The 17,116-nt window shown below is 41.0% G+C and carries 13 protein-coding genes; 10 read left to right on the top strand and 3 right to left on the bottom strand.

From position 1 onward, the window contains the following. Positions 1 to 28 precede the first annotated feature (28 nt). Together uxaC and RM368_RS21890 are read right to left on the bottom strand one after the other, a co-directional pair. Positions 29 to 1,456 (bottom strand): glucuronate isomerase, encoded by a 1,428-nt coding sequence (gene uxaC, locus RM368_RS21895; RefSeq protein WP_322695986.1) that lies wholly within the window; start codon positions 1,454 to 1,456, stop codon positions 29 to 31. A gap of 26 nt (positions 1,457 to 1,482) precedes the next feature. After that, the gene (locus RM368_RS21890) at positions 1,483 to 2,514 is read right to left on the bottom strand and encodes a LacI family DNA-binding transcriptional regulator (RefSeq protein ID WP_322695985.1); all 1,032 of its coding nucleotides are present in this window, start codon (positions 2,512 to 2,514) and stop codon (positions 1,483 to 1,485) included. A 199-nt stretch (positions 2,515 to 2,713) separates the two neighbouring features. Between RM368_RS21890 and RM368_RS21885 the strand changes: the two genes are divergently transcribed. From RM368_RS21885 to RM368_RS21840, 10 genes are all read left to right on the top strand, one after another. Beyond that, complete coding sequence (locus RM368_RS21885; protein WP_322695984.1) at positions 2,714 to 3,223, top strand: gluconokinase; 510 nt, start codon at positions 2,714 to 2,716, stop codon at positions 3,221 to 3,223. Positions 3,224 to 3,360: 137 nt separating this feature from the next. Then, positions 3,361 to 3,684 (top strand): DUF1815 family protein, encoded by a 324-nt coding sequence (locus RM368_RS21880; RefSeq protein WP_322695983.1) that lies wholly within the window; start codon positions 3,361 to 3,363, stop codon positions 3,682 to 3,684. A 474-nt stretch (positions 3,685 to 4,158) separates the two neighbouring features. Continuing rightward, positions 4,159 to 5,055 (top strand): inositol oxygenase family protein, encoded by an 897-nt coding sequence (locus RM368_RS21875; RefSeq protein ID WP_322695982.1) that lies wholly within the window; start codon positions 4,159 to 4,161, stop codon positions 5,053 to 5,055. Between the two features lie 787 nt (positions 5,056 to 5,842). Then, positions 5,843 to 6,844, top strand: coding sequence for an ABC transporter substrate-binding protein (locus tag RM368_RS21870; RefSeq protein WP_322695981.1), 1,002 nt, complete (start codon positions 5,843 to 5,845; stop codon positions 6,842 to 6,844). A gap of 159 nt (positions 6,845 to 7,003) precedes the next feature. Next, entirely contained in the window at positions 7,004 to 8,056 is a 1,053-nt protein-coding gene (locus RM368_RS21865) for an ABC transporter substrate-binding protein (RefSeq protein WP_322695980.1), read from the top strand. Between the two features lie 278 nt (positions 8,057 to 8,334). After that, positions 8,335 to 9,891, top strand: a complete 1,557-nt coding sequence (locus RM368_RS21860) for a sugar ABC transporter ATP-binding protein (protein ID WP_322695979.1) — start codon at positions 8,335 to 8,337, stop codon at positions 9,889 to 9,891. After that, positions 9,888 to 10,886, top strand: a complete 999-nt coding sequence (locus RM368_RS21855; RefSeq protein WP_322695978.1) for an ABC transporter permease subunit — start codon at positions 9,888 to 9,890, stop codon at positions 10,884 to 10,886. The genes RM368_RS21860 and RM368_RS21855 overlap by 4 nt, the downstream gene beginning before the upstream one ends. Positions 10,887 to 10,992: 106 nt before the next feature. Further along, positions 10,993 to 12,393 (top strand): sugar porter family MFS transporter, encoded by a 1,401-nt coding sequence (locus RM368_RS21850; RefSeq protein WP_322695977.1) that lies wholly within the window; start codon positions 10,993 to 10,995, stop codon positions 12,391 to 12,393. Positions 12,394 to 13,034: 641 nt separating this feature from the next. Continuing rightward, positions 13,035 to 13,223 carry a hypothetical protein gene (locus RM368_RS21845; RefSeq protein WP_322695976.1) on the top strand — a complete coding sequence of 63 codons (189 nt, stop codon included), beginning with the start codon at positions 13,035 to 13,037 and terminating at the stop codon, positions 13,221 to 13,223. Positions 13,224 to 13,414: 191 nt separating this feature from the next. After that, complete coding sequence (locus RM368_RS21840) at positions 13,415 to 15,025, top strand: iron uptake porin (protein WP_322695975.1); 1,611 nt, start codon at positions 13,415 to 13,417, stop codon at positions 15,023 to 15,025. Positions 15,026 to 15,105: 80 nt separating this feature from the next. Here RM368_RS21840 and RM368_RS21835 read toward each other — a convergent pair whose 3' ends face one another. Further along, positions 15,106 to 17,076, bottom strand: a complete 1,971-nt coding sequence (locus RM368_RS21835; RefSeq protein ID WP_322695974.1) for an NACHT domain-containing protein — start codon at positions 17,074 to 17,076, stop codon at positions 15,106 to 15,108. Between the last annotated feature and the right edge of the window lie 40 nt (positions 17,077 to 17,116).

The raw sequence follows: 17,116 nt of genomic DNA, 5'->3' as shown, positions 1-17,116 counted from the left end.
GCGTCTCGTAGAGAAGCGCCTATGCGTTTCAATTCCCTTCAAACTTATAAGCAACCTTAGCAAGGTCATAAGCTAAAGCACGAGCCATACCATACCCTTCCTCCTCCTCAACCAATCCTCGTGCGACCAATCCAGCCAACCAATTGCAAGCTACCCGTCGCCAGACATGATGACGAGCCGGAATCGAAACAAAAGCCCGCGTATCATCATTAAATCCAGCAGTATTATAAATTCCCGCAGTTTCCATAACCTGATTGAAATAACGCTCCATACCATTTACGCTGTCGTGAAACCACCAAGGCGGGCCGAGCAATACACTGGGATAATGACCAGCTAACGGAGCCATTTCGCGGCTATAAGTGCTTTCATCCATACCAAAAATGATTAAATGGAAACGGTGATCGCTACCGTAAGCTGATAACAACGGGCGTAGATTGTGAGTCCATTCGATTTTTACGGGAATATCAGCACCTTTATCAGCGCCAAATTTCTCAAATAAAGCTGGGTTATGATTACGCATTACACCACAATGCATTTGCATCACTAACCCATCTTCCACACTCATCCGCGCCATTTCCATGAAGATATGACCGGTAAAATTTTCGACATCACCTGAATTCAGCTTGCCGGTTAATGCTCTGGCAAAGATAGCTTCGGCTTCTTGGTCAGAAAGGCGTGTGGTATAAGGTGTAGCTGCACCTTGATCGGTAGCTGTCGCGCCCATTTTTTTAAAGAAAGCTCGACGTTCTTCGAGAGCTTGCACAAAATTGGCGTAAGTGTTAATTTCTCTACCGATAGTGCGTTCCAATTTGGTAAGATTTTCGCGCCAACCAGGAGCATCCAGGTTAACTACTGCATCGGGGCGAAAAGTTGGTCTAATTTGAGTAAAACCTTCTTTGTGGAGCGATCGCTGATTCTCTAGATTATCGCTGGCGGCATCGGTAGTACAAAGTACTTCGATGTTAAAGCGTTTGAATAAAGCACGCGGGGAAAACTCTGGTGAAGCTAACAAACCTTCTAGATAATCATAGATACGTCCGGCATTGTGAGAATTTAAAGGTTCATCTACCCCAAAGACGTTAGTTAGTTCCTCTTTCAGCCACAACCCTGACGGAGTACCTTGGAATAGATAAAAATGGTCGGCGAACAATTGCCAGATTTTACGGTGGTCGGTTTCTACTGGCGAACCATCATTGGTTGGTATGCCCAAAGCTTGCAGAGATACGCCCCGACTATAGAGCATCCGCAAAAGGTAGTGGTCAGGGATAATCAGTAATTCTGTGGGCGAACCAAAACGGGCTGCGGGATTAGCTAACAAAGCTGGATCTACGTGTCCGTGTGGGCAAACTAAAGGTAACGCAGATATGCTATCAAAAAATTGATGGGCTAATCGTCTTTGAGCTGGTTCTGGAGAAAAGCAGCGATCGGGAGATAAACCCGGTTTTTTAGCTAACATAATTTTTGTATAAATTGTTTTGAATTTTAAATTGTTAATAATGCTGCACTGCTACCACGCTTTAATAAAAAAGGAGATAAAACGCGGTTTTCCACAGTTTTTTCTTCTATTAAATCGAGTAACATTTGCATGGCTATGCCACCAATTTCTAACATTGGCTGGCTGATTGTAGTCAGCGCCGGCGTAACGTAACCGCCCAAAGCAATACCATCAAATCCGACGAGGCTTAAATTTCGCGGTACTAAAATACCTAATTCTTGGCAAGCTAACAGAGCGCCAACCGCCACCATATCGTTGTAACAAAATATGCCTGTAACTTCCGCAGCCAATAGTTTAGATAGCATATTTTGTCCGGTGTTCACGTCGCTGGTTCTGGTATTATATTCATCACTAATTGAAACCCAATCATTATTTTGTGGGATACCAGCTTCTGCAAGGGCCATTTGATATCCTGCTAGGCGCTGCTGGTTCGATCTGCTGCGATCGCCTACACCCAAATAACCAATAGCGGTGTGTCCTAAACTAATTAAATGCTCTGTCGCTAATTTAGCACCTAAGCGATCGTCTATTGCAACTGAATGAAATATTTCTGATTGGTCTTCAGTCTGACTATTGATTAGAACTGTTGGTACAGCAATTTGTGTAAGTTGTTTAGTATGCTGTTTACTAATTCGCGAGTCAGCTATTAAAATCCCATCTACCCTGCGGCGATGAAAAGTATCAATAGCTGCCATTTCCTGCTCAAAATCTCGGTGTGAAGCACTCAATAAAACACTCAAACCCGCTGGTTTGGCTATCTTCTCGATTCCCTCTACCACCTCAGCGTAAAAGGGATCTGAAATTGAAGTTACTACTACACCAATAGTATTAGTACGTTTATTTTGCAAACTTTGAGCAATAGCATTCGGCACATAACTCATTTCCTCTGCCAGTCGCTTAATTTCTTCTCGCACTTTCGGGCTAATGAGAGCATTATCTCGCAAAGCGCGTGAAACTGTAGAATGAGAAACCCCTGCTCTGCGGGCAATATCTTCAATTGAAATTCTTCGTTTATTCATTATTTTAGCTTTTAAGCTTGCACACGTGTGCATTTGTATGTATTATAGAAAATAATCGTGATTTGTCAAGAGATTTGAATACAACTCACATTTCGCATGGCAAGGAGTTAAAAATCCTCACTCTCAGCTCCGTCAATGATTACAACTACAAGTTACAAATTACAAATTCCGAATTAGTTGAACTTTTATTCAGAAAAAAATGATTATTATCGTCATGGGTGTATCTGGTTCGGGAAAAACCACCATCGGAAAACTACTAGCAAACTCCTTAGAATGGGAATTTAGCGACGCTGATACTTTCCACTCGCCAGAAAATGTTGAGAAAATGCGGCGCGGTATCCCTCTGAGTGAAGAGGACAGAATACCTTGGTTACAAGATTTGCAAACAGCCATCAAGCATTGGTTGCAAGAAAATAAAAATGTAGTGCTGGCGTGTTCGGCTTTAAAAAATAGCTATCGGCAATTTTTGGTAGTGGATAGCGATAGCTCCGCCAACGCCAAGGGCGAACGCATCAAGCTAGTTTACCTCAAAGGGTCTTACGAGTTGATTCAAATGCGGTTAAAAAAGCGTAGCAATCATTACATGAGTGACAAACTACTCGATAGTCAGTTTTATACACTTGAAGAACCAGTAGATACTCTATCTATGGATGTTGCACAGCCACCCCAGATAATTGTCCAAAACATTAGAACTGCTTTAGAAATCTAGCTCAGTGGTGACAACCGTAATATTAAGATTAATCACGTATCTAGGAAAACACGAATTTTTGGCAACTAAATCACATCAGATGTAAGTCTAAAAAAATATCAAAGCAAGCAAATAACTGTAATGGTAGGAGAAAAGTAGTGTTTATAAGATTAGCGCAACAGCATCAGGAATTCGTCCAAGACTTGGTAATGAACCTGCAAGCCTTGACAATTATACTTGAGCGGCATGGCTATACTGCGTCTTGTTATACATGCGGCGAGCAAATGAACAGTGCTTCATTTATGGTTAGCCTAAAAGAAAAGCACCTGATTCGGTTTTTAGTATCTGATTACGGAATTACTTGGATGGAATTGTGGGAAGATCGCGAATTAATGAAGTTGGAGGGTGCAGAAGCGATAAACCAGTTACAAGAGTTGGCTAATATTGTCAAGGATTCCACTGCCATACAATTAATAAAATAGTTAACTACTCTTTTGGCTGAGTTCTACAAAAAAATTAACAGAGGTTTTGCACACGTGTGTAAAACAAAAGAGAAACTTATATATAATCAAAGGCTTGTGTACAACACGTACACAAGCCTTTTCAAAAATCTATCCAGCACAAAAATCAGCTATAGAGGCGTACAACTGTACGTCTTTAAGGCGTAGCGATCGGGTGCTGTGGTACAAGGTTGTCGCTACCCAAAAGGTATCAAAGTCTCTGAGAATTAATTAGCGATCGCATCAGTGCTTTGTCTTAACTCCAGTCCAAGCAGATTGGACAAAACACTGAAATAAATTATGCACAGGTATGCAAAGACGAAATGAAACTTAACACCTATTTTTGCACACGTGTGCAAAAATTGATAAATAAGTCTAATACAGGTTTTGCACACCTGTGCATAATAGAGTCCGAAAGTACGATTTAACAAATACAATATCGACAACTAGGAAGATATGTCTCAAACTCTAAATAATGCCATTGCTCAACTTCAAAACAATCCCTTACGTTCGCTAGAAGAATGGGAAAAAGACTTACTTAATCGCTATCCCGATCCAGATAACATCGTTAAAGAAGGTAAAACCACCGAAGAATACAGGAATTATGAAACTACTATTAGATATACGGTAAAAGAGTTTTATCGGTTAAATCATATTAATCAAACATATAATTTTGTACTTCAAAAAGAAAAAGAATTTTTGAAGTTTGATAAAAAAGAAATGTCTGTTTGGGATGCGGTCGAATTTTTAAATCAGTTGGTTGATGATTCCGATCCTGATACAGACATGGATCAGTTACAGCATCTATTGCAAACATCAGAAGCGATTCGCGCTGATGGTCATCCTGACTGGATGGTACTTACTGGCTTCTTTCACGATATGGGGAAAGTGCTTTGTCTGTTTGGTGAACCTCAATGGGCTACTGTAGGCGATACTTATCCTGTAGGTTGTGCATTTTCTGATAAAATTGTTTTCTCAGAATTCTTTAAAGAAAATCCTGATTATAATAACCCCGATTACAACACTAAATATGGCATTTACGAGCCTAACTGTGGATTAAATAATGTACATATGTCATGGGGGCATGATGAGTATTTTTATCAAATGATGAAAAACTATTTGCCTGAACCTGCATTGTATATGCTTCGTTATCACTCATTTTATCCTCAACATCGTGAAAATGCCTATGAGCATTTGATGGATCAACACGACCGAGAAATGTTTAAATGGGTACGTTTATTCAATCCCTACGATTTGTATTCTAAAAACCCTATTCCTCCTGATTGGCAGAAATTAAAACCATACTATGAAGATTTGGTGGCTAAATATTTACCCACAACATTAAAGTTTTAAACTGCTAGAAGAATTTGCAATTTTTGATTTTTGAGGGGATAAAGCTAGAACAAGAATTGATATGCAAACTTTTTTTATCTTTAATCAAGCTTGCAAATATCATCTTGTTTACTGTTTTATTACCTGTCATGTAATCAAGGAGGAATACCAAAGAAATAGACTTGCCAAGCTGATGAAAGTTGATTTGAAAAATCTAACCAAAGGATGTTTACATCTTCCAAAATCTCGTATTAATAATCAAAAAGCTCTCTACTCTAATAGTATCTTTTCTGAAGGAGATTGATTGAGAAATGTTAACGTTTTTCACATCAACCATAATATTGAATAGCGAAATTTATCCAAATGCTTTGGGATAAAGACTTTGAGTTCTCTCGATAGATTTAAACACTTTACAAATGTAAAGTTCGATAAAGAAATTAAATTTTTTACTAGGTCGGGATAAAATGAAATAAATTCAAAACAAATAAAGATTTATAAGTTTAATAAAACTAATTTTTGGAAGTTTTACTTAGAAGCTATTTTCAGGCTATGCACTACGAAGTAATTTTACTCAAAAATAATGTAATTATTTGAAGTAGTGTAATATTCGTAATTTTGCTTTAAAAATAAAACATTTTAGTTCGTGAAACTAATAGCAATAACTCCCATTAAGTCAAATAACAAGATTTTTTGAGTTTCAATTCCAAAAGTTAGTAGTAACGCTAGGTTAGGTCTAAGTTTTTCAGACCTAGTTTATTTGGTAATGACCTTTATCCAATTTAAATCAGTTGTTAGAATACAGATTAATATGAAGAAAATTTCGCTCATAGCTGGTATATTAGGTTTTGCGGTTCTTGGTTGCACAAATGGCGCTCATAATGACAATATTGCTACTAATACTACTAACAAGGCTACTAATATAAGTGCAGAGAGTCTTAGTACTTCAAATAGAAAATTGCAAACAATCGGCGTCGCTTTGGGTGACTTAGGCAATCCTTTCTATAATGCTGTGCAGAAGGGGGCCGAAACAGAAGCTCAAAAAATCGGCGGTAATATCAAAGTTAATGCGGTTTCCAGTGCCTTCGATCTGAACCAACAAACCAACCAAATCGAAAATTTTACAGCTGCAAATACTGATCTAATTATCCTCAGCGCTGTTGATAAAAAAGGAGTTAAACCAGTTATTGACCAAGCAAGGCTTGCAGGTAGGGTTGTTATTGCATTAGATTCAGCCGTTGATGCAGATGTGGATGCGATGATTAGTTCTAACAACACCCAAGCTGGTGAAGTTGCTTGCCAATATATTGCCGATCGCCTCAAAGGTCAAGGTAGTGTAGTCATCCTCAACGGTACGCCGATGGACTCAATCAATCAGCGAGTGAGTGGCTGTGAAAAGTCATTGTCTAAATATCCGAATATTAAACTGATCTCTAAAGAGCAAAACGCCGAAGGGACAAGGGATGGAGGACTGAGAGTCATGAGCGATTTGCTGACAACCTTTCCGAAAATTGATGCCGTTTTTGCTACTAACGATCAAAGCGGTGTCGGCGCAGATTTAGCTGCTAGACAAGCAAGACGCAATGAGTTTTTTATTGTTGGGGTTGACGGATCGCCTGATGCAACCAAAGCAATGGAAGACAAAAATGGTGTATTTGCTGCAACTGCTGCTCAAAATCCCGCAGGGATGGCTCAAAAAGCAGTTCAGATTGGCAATGATATCATCCAAGGTAAAAAACCTGAGTCATCTGAGATTCTGATTCCAGTCAAGTTGGTGACTAGAGAGAACCTTAGCAGCTACAAAGGCTGGTAATTTGTAATTGTCCTTTGTCATTTGTCCTTTGTCATTAGAAACACAAATGACTAATGACGGTTTATAGGGAGTTTTGCAAGATGGCGCATTAGCTGACAATACTTTACTTTATTTTTTGAACAATACGGTGTAAGTAAGAATGATTTTTAGGAGATATTTATGAATGTGAAAAAGATTCCGCTTACTTCTGGTGTTGCGCTTCGCTTAATCGCAGCTAGCATACTAGGTATCATTACTGGTAGCTTTGTCGGCTGTACAAATGGTTCCTCCGATCGCAACACTGCTACTAACAGTGATACTACAACTGCTATCAATACTAGTGCAGAAATTAAAACCGCCACTGAAAATAGAAAGTTGCGATCGGTTGCTTTTACCGTTGGCGATCTAAGTAACCCTTTCTTCGTTGTTATGGGAGAAGCAGTTGAGGCAGAAGCGAAGAGAATTGGCGGAAAAGATGTCAACGTTATTATCGCTTCCAGTGCTTATGACCTTAACCAACAAGCCAATCAAATTGAAAATTTTACGGCTGCAAATACTGACATCATTGTTTTGAACGCTGCTGATAAAAGTGGCATTAAGCCAATAGTTGAAAAAGCAAAACAAGCAGGTAGAATTGTCATTGCCGTAGACACAGGTGCTGAGGGAGGTGTGGATGCCACCATCACTACTAATAATACCCAAGCTGGAGAAGTTAGTTGCAAATATATTGCTGACCGCCTCAAAGGTAAAGGCAATGTAGTAATAGTTAACGGGCCGCCAGTGGATTCGGTAATTCAGCGAGTTAGTGGCTGCGAGAATGTATTGTCTAAATATCCCAATATCAAAATTCTCTCTAAAAACCAGAATGCAGGCGGTAGTCGGGATGGAGGACTCAGAGTGATGACTGATTTGCTGACAACCTTTCCGAAGATTGATGCTGTTTTTGCCATCAACGATCCGAGTGGAGTTGGCGCAGAACTAGCAGCTAACCAAGCACAACGTAAAGAATTCTTTATTGTTGGGGTTGATGGTGCGCCAGAAGCAATCACTGCGATCGCTTCTAAAAACAGTTTATATGCTGCAACTGCTACTCAAAATCCGCGCGGAATGGCCCAAAAAGCAGTTCAAGTTGGCAACGACATCTTAAATGGGAACAAACCTAAGTCACCTACAATTTTGATTCCAGTTAAGTTGATTACAAAAGATAATGTCAGCACAGAAAAAGGCTGGTAAATAATAAAAATTGTAAATTTACAATGCAAATTATTTCTAATCTGAGTTGATTCTTTTGGTGCATTGACAGACTTTTGTACATACCCATGATGTATATATATTATATATATGCATTTGCGAAAAGTTCTAAATTTTGGAAGACGACGTTGAGAAGTTTCCAAAATAGCGATCGCTTTTTAAAACATAATTTTGGGGTGATTTTAATTTCACATCAAGTGTGAGTTGATTGATTTCTAACTCACGATGCAATTTTTAAATTGTTTTTCGAGGTTCTGCTCATGACAACAAATATTGAAACCTCATTTCCTAATACACCAACTACGACCCCTGTTTTAGAAATGCAAGGGATTACGAAACGATTTCATGGTGTATCTGCGCTCCAAAATGTCAATCTGACGATTTATCCGGGAGAAGTTCACGCCCTCATGGGTGAAAACGGAGCAGGCAAAAGCACATTGATGAAAATTCTGGCTGGGGCTTACATTGCCGATGAAGGAGAAATTCGCATCAATGGTCAACCCCTGAAAATTACCGATCCGGCGACAGCACGTAAGGCGGGTATTAATCTTATTTATCAAGAACTGAATGTTGCACCTAATTTAACCGTTACCGAAAATATGTTTATGGGTAGCGAGTTGCGGCGAGGTCAGCTTTTAGACCGCAAAGCTATGCAACTGGAAGCAGAAGAAGTGCTAGAAAGCCTGGGAGCCAATTTTACCGCCCAAACTATAGTTGGTACTTTATCCATCGCCGAACAGCAGCAAGTGGAAATTGCCAGGGCGCTGAAGGATAAAAGCCGCGTTTTGGTAATGGATGAACCAACAGCAGCATTGTCTGACCGCGAGAGCGACCATTTATTTGAGGTAATTCGCAAACTGCGGCGTGATGGTATTGCGATTATTTACATCAGCCATCGCATGGAAGAAATCTATGCCTTAGCTGACCGAATTAGCGTGTTGCGCGATGGTCAATATATTGGCAGTCTCACACGCAGTGAAATTTCTCCCCAGCGATTGGTGCAGATGATGGTCGGTCGCTCCATGCAAGACTTTTACGAACATCAACGGCAAATGAATCCCGGCCCCGTCGTGCTGTCAGTCAGAAATATGAGCGACGCCCGCAAGAAGATTGAGCCAGCTAGTTTTGAACTTCATGCTGGAGAAATTCTCGGTTTAGCTGGGTTGGTTGGTGCCGGACGCACAGAACTATCCCGGCTGATTTTTGGTGCAGACCGTAAGGCTAGTGGTGAAGTATTCTTGAATGGCAAAAAACTGGAAATTAATACGCCCAGTGATGCCATTGCTGCCGGAATTGGCTACGTTCCAGAAGACCGCAAAGACCAAGGTTTGTTTCTGGAGATGAGCGCCCGCAAGAATATTGCCATCAACACACTCAAAGAGGATGCAAAGGCTGGAGTTGTTGACTGGAGTTCAGTTAATCGGCTGTCAACAGAGGCAGTAGAAAACTTTAATATCCGCCTAGCCAATTTGGAAATCAGAGCATTGGATCTTTCTGGTGGTAATCAACAGAAGCTAATGCTAGCGCGCTGGTTAGCCATTAAACCGAAAGTCTTGATGTTAGATGAGCCGACACGCGGCGTAGATATCGGTGCTAAAAGTGAAATTTACCGAATTATGAGCGAATTAGCAGCGCAAGGTGTTGCTATTTTAATGGTTTCCAGCGAACTATCGGAGATTGTCGGTATGAGCGATCGCGTCTTAGTGATGCGAGAAGGACAACTAGTCGGCGAACTGGACGGCAGTCTTGGCAAAGAAATCACCCAAGAAAAGATTATGCACTACGCAACTGGAGCATCGGAGGTATCAGCATTATGAGTCAGACAGTCAGACCGCCTATCAATAAATCAGCCAACAATCCCGCAGCTCGCAACCGGAAATCAATCAGCACTCTGTTGGAAGTTGCGGGTATTTTGCCAATTCTAGTAATTATCTGCATCTTATTTGCATTTCTTTCTCCCAACTTCCTCACAGGCAGTAACATCGTTAATATCTTGCGTCAGTCATCAATCAATATTGTGCTGGCCACAGGAATGACCTTTGTGATTCTCACCGGAGGAATTGACCTTTCAGTTGGGTCAATATTGGCTGTTTCTGCCGTAGTTGCTTTACTGGTATCGCTGCTGCCGGCTTTAAGTTGGGCGGCCGTGCCTGCTGCGTTGCTGGCAGGATTACTTTTAGGCTTAATCAATGGCGCTCTCATCACCTTTTTGGATGTGCCACCTTTTATTGTCACATTAGGTTCGCTTACAGCCTTGCGGGGTGTTGCCTTTTTAGTTGCCAAGGGAGCAACGCTGATTAACCCAGACATAAATTTTGCTTGGGTGGGTAATAATTATGTCGGTCCCATGCCGTGGCTAGTAATCATTGCGTTACTGACCGTAATCGCTAGCTGGTTTGTGCTGCGACAAACTGTTTTGGGAGTGCAGATATATGCTGTTGGCGGTAACGAACGGGCAGCCAGATTAACAGGGATTAAAGTTAATCGCGTGTTGCTATTCGTCTATGGTATTAGCGGATTACTGTCAGGTTTAGCAGGAATCATGAGCGCCAGCCGTCTTTATAGTGCCAGTGGCGTATTAGGTCAAGGTTATGAATTAGATGCGATCGCAGCTGTTATTCTAGGTGGAACCAGCTTTACAGGCGGTATTGGCACCATTGGCGGCACTCTTCTCGGTGCATTGATTATTGCGATTCTCAACAACGGTTTAACTCTGTTGAACCTCTCTTATTTCTGGCAACTAGTCGTCAAAGGACTAGTAATTATTTTGGCAGTAACTATCGATCGGTTACGCAGACGTTCTAGACGGTAAAAAAAAGGCAGGGGAGCAGAGGAGCAGGGGAGCAGTTGCAGTAAGTCTTTCCCCTCCGCCCCTTCACCCCTCTGCCTCCTGTACCCAATTCCCAATATATAAACTTATGTCTACCACTACTGTTCGTCGTAAATCCAACACATTTTATGTAATTTTGATTGCTGGTGCTGCTGCCCTCGGCGGTTTTCTGTTCGGTTTTGATACTGCTGTAATTAATGGTGCAGTTGGAGCCATTACCAAAGACTTTAACGCCAATAGCGTTGAGATTGGTCTTGCCGTATCCTTGGCATTGTTGGGTTCTGCGGTAGGAGCCTTTTATGCAGGCAAGATTGCAGACCGTTATGGTCGAGTCAAGGCAATGGTTGCATCTTCGGTGTTGTTTACCATCAGTGCCGTTGGTTCCGGACTGCCCTTTGGAATTTGGGATTTTACCTTTTGGCGGTTAGTCGGTGGGATTGCAGTTGGTGCCGCTAGCGTTATTGCCCCAGCTTACATCGCAGAATGTTCTCCCACTCATTTGCGCGGCAGGCTAGGATCTCTGCAACAATTAGCGATCGTAGTTGGAATTTTCATTGCACTGATATGCGACTACTTTATTGCTGTGTCAGCAGGTTCAGCCGAATCGCCATTTTTGTTTGGTATCGCGGCTTGGCGCTGGATGTTTTGGACAGAAATTCCTCCAGCCGTACTTTACGGAATGTCCGCTTTAATGATTCCCGAATCTCCCCGATACTTGGTTGCTCAAGGACGAGAACCAGAAGCTGCTAACGTTCTCACCAAGATTTTGGGAGGTGATGTGCTGTCAAAAATTGAAGAAATTCGGCAGACAGTACTTCGCGAACGGGAACCCAGCTTTTCTGACCTCTTAAGCAGAAGTGGCGGACTCTTGCCAATTGTTTGGATAGGAATAGGCTTATCTGTATTACAGCAATTTGTTGGGATTAATGTAATCTTTTACTACAGTAGCGTTTTGTGGCGGGCCGTTGGGTTTTCCGAAAAAGATTCCCTAACAATCACGGTAATTACAGGAGCCGTCAACATTATTACAACACTGATTGCGATCGCCTTCGTAGATAAATTTGGTCGCAAGCCTTTACTTATACTAGGGTCGATTGGCATGACCTTTACTTTGGGGACGATGGCTTATCTCTTTGGTAATGCTCCCCTCGATGCTGCTGGGAACCCCAATCTTACCGGAAGCGCCGGGAGTATGGCTCTCATCGCAGCCAACCTCTATGTATTTTGCTTCGGTTTCTCCTGGGGGCCAGTGGTTTGGGTGCTGTTGGGAGAAATGTTTAATAACAAAATTCGAGCCGCCGCACTTTCGATTGCTGCTGCTATGCAATGGGTTGCTAATTTCGTCATTTCCACAACATTTCCTCCTATACTGCAATATTTTGGTCTAGGTTCTGCCTATGGACTCTATACAGTTGCAGCAGCTACCTCATTCTTTTTCATTCTCTTTTTTATTAAAGAAACCAAAGGAATTGAGTTAGAGGATATGTAATTTGTAGTCTCATCAAGTCTGATTTTGCTACAAGTATTCAGGTAAGAATTCAGAAGTCAGAATTCAGAATAGTTAAAGAATTAGGAGAAAATTAGATACATAAATGTACTAATCATGTTGCATTTCTTTTAAATTAACGTGAGATCGACAGACCTCTCTCTCCTAAAAGGCGTTCGCGAAGCGTCTCCGTAAGGAGAGGGAGGAGTAACGAGAAAAGAAAAGTTTTTGCTCTCCTCTCCTGGTAGGCTACCGTGTATACACAAGTCAAATTACCCCCCTTAATCCCCCCTTATAAAGGGGGGAAACAAGAAAAATCTGGTTCCCTCCCCTTTGCAAGGGGAGGGTTAGGGTGGGGTAAAACCGTGATTTCTCAGCTATTTCAGACTTGTGTATACACCGTAGCTCCTACTAGGAGAGGGGCTGAGGGAGAGGTCAATATAGCACTCGTCAAACTCACGTTAAATTACGACTTTTGAGTTCTGAATGCTGAATTCTTACGTTTGTAGTAAGCACTAAAGTGCTTAGATGAGAGTTAGAGCCACTGACTACGAACTTATCAAAATTAATTTGGTGAACTAGATACAAACTCTCGCTTCAGTCAATCACTAAAAAATAAGCAAGAAGAGTATTTAGTGGCGGGTATGAAGCCCACCACACTTGATTGGTATACAAAACCGGAAAGTAAATATGGCTTGCTGCATACAGAAAAAGACACAAAAGTAATTCGAGAAAAAGTCAAAAGTTCGCAGGAAAGCTATTTAGGTGATTACGATGCGGTATATAAATCTATCGTCGATAAGCAGCCAATTGCTGTTACTGGCGAAGACTGAATTAATGTAATGAGAATTATAGAAGCAGCTATTAAAAGCAGCAATGAGCAAAAAGTCATAACGTTGCTTGAAGTGAGCTAAAACTCCAACTTAAAATATCTAACTTTAATGTTGATTGGCTCATACTTTTGTTCGAGGATAATTTGTTTCGTTACCAGATCATAATTCAACCATTTTCAATTAATAAATCAATGCTAAAAACTATTTTTCCTAGCTTTTTTATTTTATTTTTGGCAATTCCAGCAGTTTGGGCAGCACCTCCAGAAGACGATCCGAATGCAGCAGATGCTAATAGGACTTTGCAGGGACAAGTGACTTCTGTTTCTCAGTTTTCTGATGTACAACCAACTGATTGGGCGTTTGGTGCATTGCAATCGTTAGTGGAACGCTACGGTTGTATTGCAGGTTATCCCAATTCTACTTATCGCGGCAACCGTGCCTTAACCCGTTATGAGTTTGCCGCAGGTTTAAATGCTTGTTTGGATCGGATTAATGAGTTAATTTCTACAGCTACTAGCGATTTAGTTAATAAGCAAGATTTGGCAGTAATGCAAAAGTTGCAGCAAGACTTTGCCGCAGAACTGACAACTCTGCGCGGACGAGTAGATACTGTAGAGGCACATACAGCAACATTGGAGGCACAGCAGTTTTCTACTACTACTAGGTTGAATGCTCAAATTATTACCGCCATTAGTGATACCTTTGGAGATCGAGTCGGTGGCGAAGATGATGAATCCAATCTCTACTTTGCAAATCGGGGTCGTCTCAACTTTGAAAGCAGTTTCACTGGCAAAGATTTATTGCGAGTCCGGCTAGAATTTGGTAACTTTGCATCCAATGTTGGCAGCCAAATTGCCGCAGCCACAGGTACAGGGATGACACGCCTAAACTTCGATTATGACAGCAACGAGACACTTTTTGTCCCCCACATCCGTTATTACTTCCCAGTCAGTGATTCCCTTAACTTCGTTGTTGGGCCTGTAGGCATTGGTTACACCGACATTACAACCACCGTCACTCCCCCTACAATTGCTGACGACGGCAATGGAGTTCCCTCACTTTTTGGATCGTACAGTCCCTTATTCCGGCGAGGTGGCGGCGGTGCAGCCGCTAACTGGAATATTACCAAAGACTTGGTTCTCACCTTGGGCTATTTAGCAGGCAGTTCTAATGTGCCATCGCCTAGCAACGGCTTGTTTGATGGCAGCTACAATGCCTTAGCACACTTAGCCTATTATGGTAAGCAAGGAGCGATCGGTGTAGCTTACTCTCATGGCTATAGCCCTGCTGGAGTAATCGAACTCTCAGCTGGGACGGGTAGCGTCTTGTCAAACGCTCCCTTTGGCAACAACATTGCTACTTCTAACGATATTGTCGGCACACAGGGATACTATCGCTTCTCCCCGAATTTCCAAGTCCACGCTTGGGGTGGATATATTTGGGCAAATGCCGAGAGTTCTGGTTTGAGTGATATTTCCAATGGTAGGGGTGGAACAGATTCTCTATTTGTGAACAATGGTGACAATGCCAATGCCTGGTTTGGGGCGATTGGTCTGTCGTTTCCTGATGTCGGTGGTAGAGGCAATCTGCCAGGAATTCTCTTTGGTATACCACCGCACATCTCTAACAGTGATGTTCGTCAAGACCGAGACAACGCTTACCATATCGAAGCATTTTATCGTTATCGACTAAATGACAACATCTCAGTCACTCCTGGTTTTTGGGTGATTCTCAACCCGGAAAACGACAGCAGGAATGATACGCAGTATGTGGGTGTGCTTCGCACAACCTTCGATTTTTAACTGAATGTCAATGGTTTGCTTGCTCGACAGAGTGCTGAGTATTCAGCACTTTTTAGGGACTTCCAGTGAAAAAACAAAAATTATTCTTCTGTTACTACCAAATTCCACAGCGCATCAATTCCACTGCCTACATCTTCAGCGAAACAAGTCCCTGCAAATAAAAGATTGCGGTGCAGCCATTCTTCATAAGAAGTCTCTTGTTGCAGAATTGCTTCAATAATTTTTTTTGAGTTACTTTGATTTTGTTGAGCTATTAACAGCAACAACACCTCTCGCCAGTGGGAATTGTGTAGATAATCTCGAATGTGATTTAGTACTTCGTTAAAGTCTCCTGATTGGCGATCGCGTATTTCTTCACCTGCCAAATATTCCTGAAATGTTTTATGCACAAAGGCATATCTATCTTGACCTTGTTCGTTTAATAAACCACAGCGTTCTGTAATATGGTTAACTAAGCGTTCTGATTCAGCTTTAGCTTGATGACTCTTAACTTGATAATTAAATTCACGAATATATTCGCTTAATTGCGTAATCAACTCATCTCTATCAATCAGCGTCCCACCTTCTTTATCGCCAGTTTCCCCTTGAGAATGAATCCAATAAGCTAGGCGTTGCATCAATATTTTGATATCGTCCAATTTAATATAATTCAGCTTCCAAGACTCAATGCCCTTGTTGACATCCCAGTTAATCAATAGCGTATCAACTGCCTGTTCATAGAGTTTATATCGCTGTCTAGGCAAATGTGCGTCATAGCGATGAATCAAGGCAATAATTGTCAGTAGTAAAGGATTGCGTGCTAATAATTTGATGCGTTCTTGTGCTGTTAATGCTTTTTTTAAGCTTTCTTGACGCTGTTGTGCTTCTTCTGGGTTGTTTGGCAGTCTGCTGTTATACCACTGCTGAATAAATAAATCAATTTGACTATCATCAAATTTTTCTAGCTGATAATGAGGGAATTCATCTGTACCAAAAAACTCTCGACTATAACCTGCTGGACGCGAAGTTATAATTGCCCGATTTTGAGAATATTGTCCGAGAAAGCTGTGAATTATCTTTACAAATTCATGGCGATCGCTTGGTTTAGCGATTTCATCTAAGCCATCAAGTAAAATTAACGCTCTCCCATCTTCTAACCAATGTTCAAAGAAACCTTTGGGCAATTCTTTAACATGAATACTATTGGCAAAATTGCGTACATATTCTAAAAGATTCTTTGTTGAAGCTTTGCCTAAGTCTCTAATTCTAATCAAAATTGGCAGTAACTCTAAGTCTGCTGATAAACCGAGTTTCTCAGTTTGCTGTTCAGCCAGCATCACAGCAAAGTAACTCATCAAAGTTGTTTTACCAATTCCTGGTTCTCCCAACACAACACATTTATTGCGTGTACTTTCTTTTAGCAGTTCTTGGGCTGAGAATTTCTTGCCACTACTTTGTTGTTCCCAAGGTAAATTTTGCTGACGTTGGAGGTTGGCTGTCTCTTCTAAAGCTAAATCTAAATTTAATTTTAAACCTGTGCTTGCTCTAGCTTCCACCTGCTCAACTACATTAGGCATCACAAAAATTTGTGGTAGTTTAGCAAATTTTTCTTCTTCTTTTGTTTTTACCTTTATCCCGACAAATTCAACTCCATCAAAATAGCCTAATAGTTGTTTGAGATAATCTGATTTAGCAATTTGAAACTTTAAATATGTATTGGTGTGTTCAAAATAAGCATCTACAAAGTTTTTCAGCCAATGTTCAATACTCTCTTTGGGAAACTTTAAGTTTGGTTTATCTAATTTGATTTTGTGGAATATTTGAATTAAAACTTCTAGATTTGGGGTTGTTTTCTCTGTAAAAGGCTTCTGTAATTCTTCTTGAACTCCTGTATCTTTGAAAAAACTCTCTAAAAGTTCTCTCACATCCTTTGGCGTACAATGAAAAAATAAATGCTTATCAGAAACTTGATTAGAATCCCACTCTTCGGCGGATTGTACACCTGCTTTCAAAGCTTTTTCTAAGTCTGTAGGATTTAATTCCCTATTGATTTTCTTTTGAGGGGGCGACAATACTCGTTAAAGTACCACAGGTAAAGGATTTGAAGTAACA

It is taken from the genome of Nostoc sp. DedSLP03, assembly GCF_034530815.1.
Classification (GTDB): Bacteria; Cyanobacteriota; Cyanobacteriia; order Cyanobacteriales; family Nostocaceae; genus Nostoc.
The sequence above is the reverse complement of the archived record's forward strand: the minus strand, read 5'-3'. Positions and strand labels throughout refer to the sequence as shown.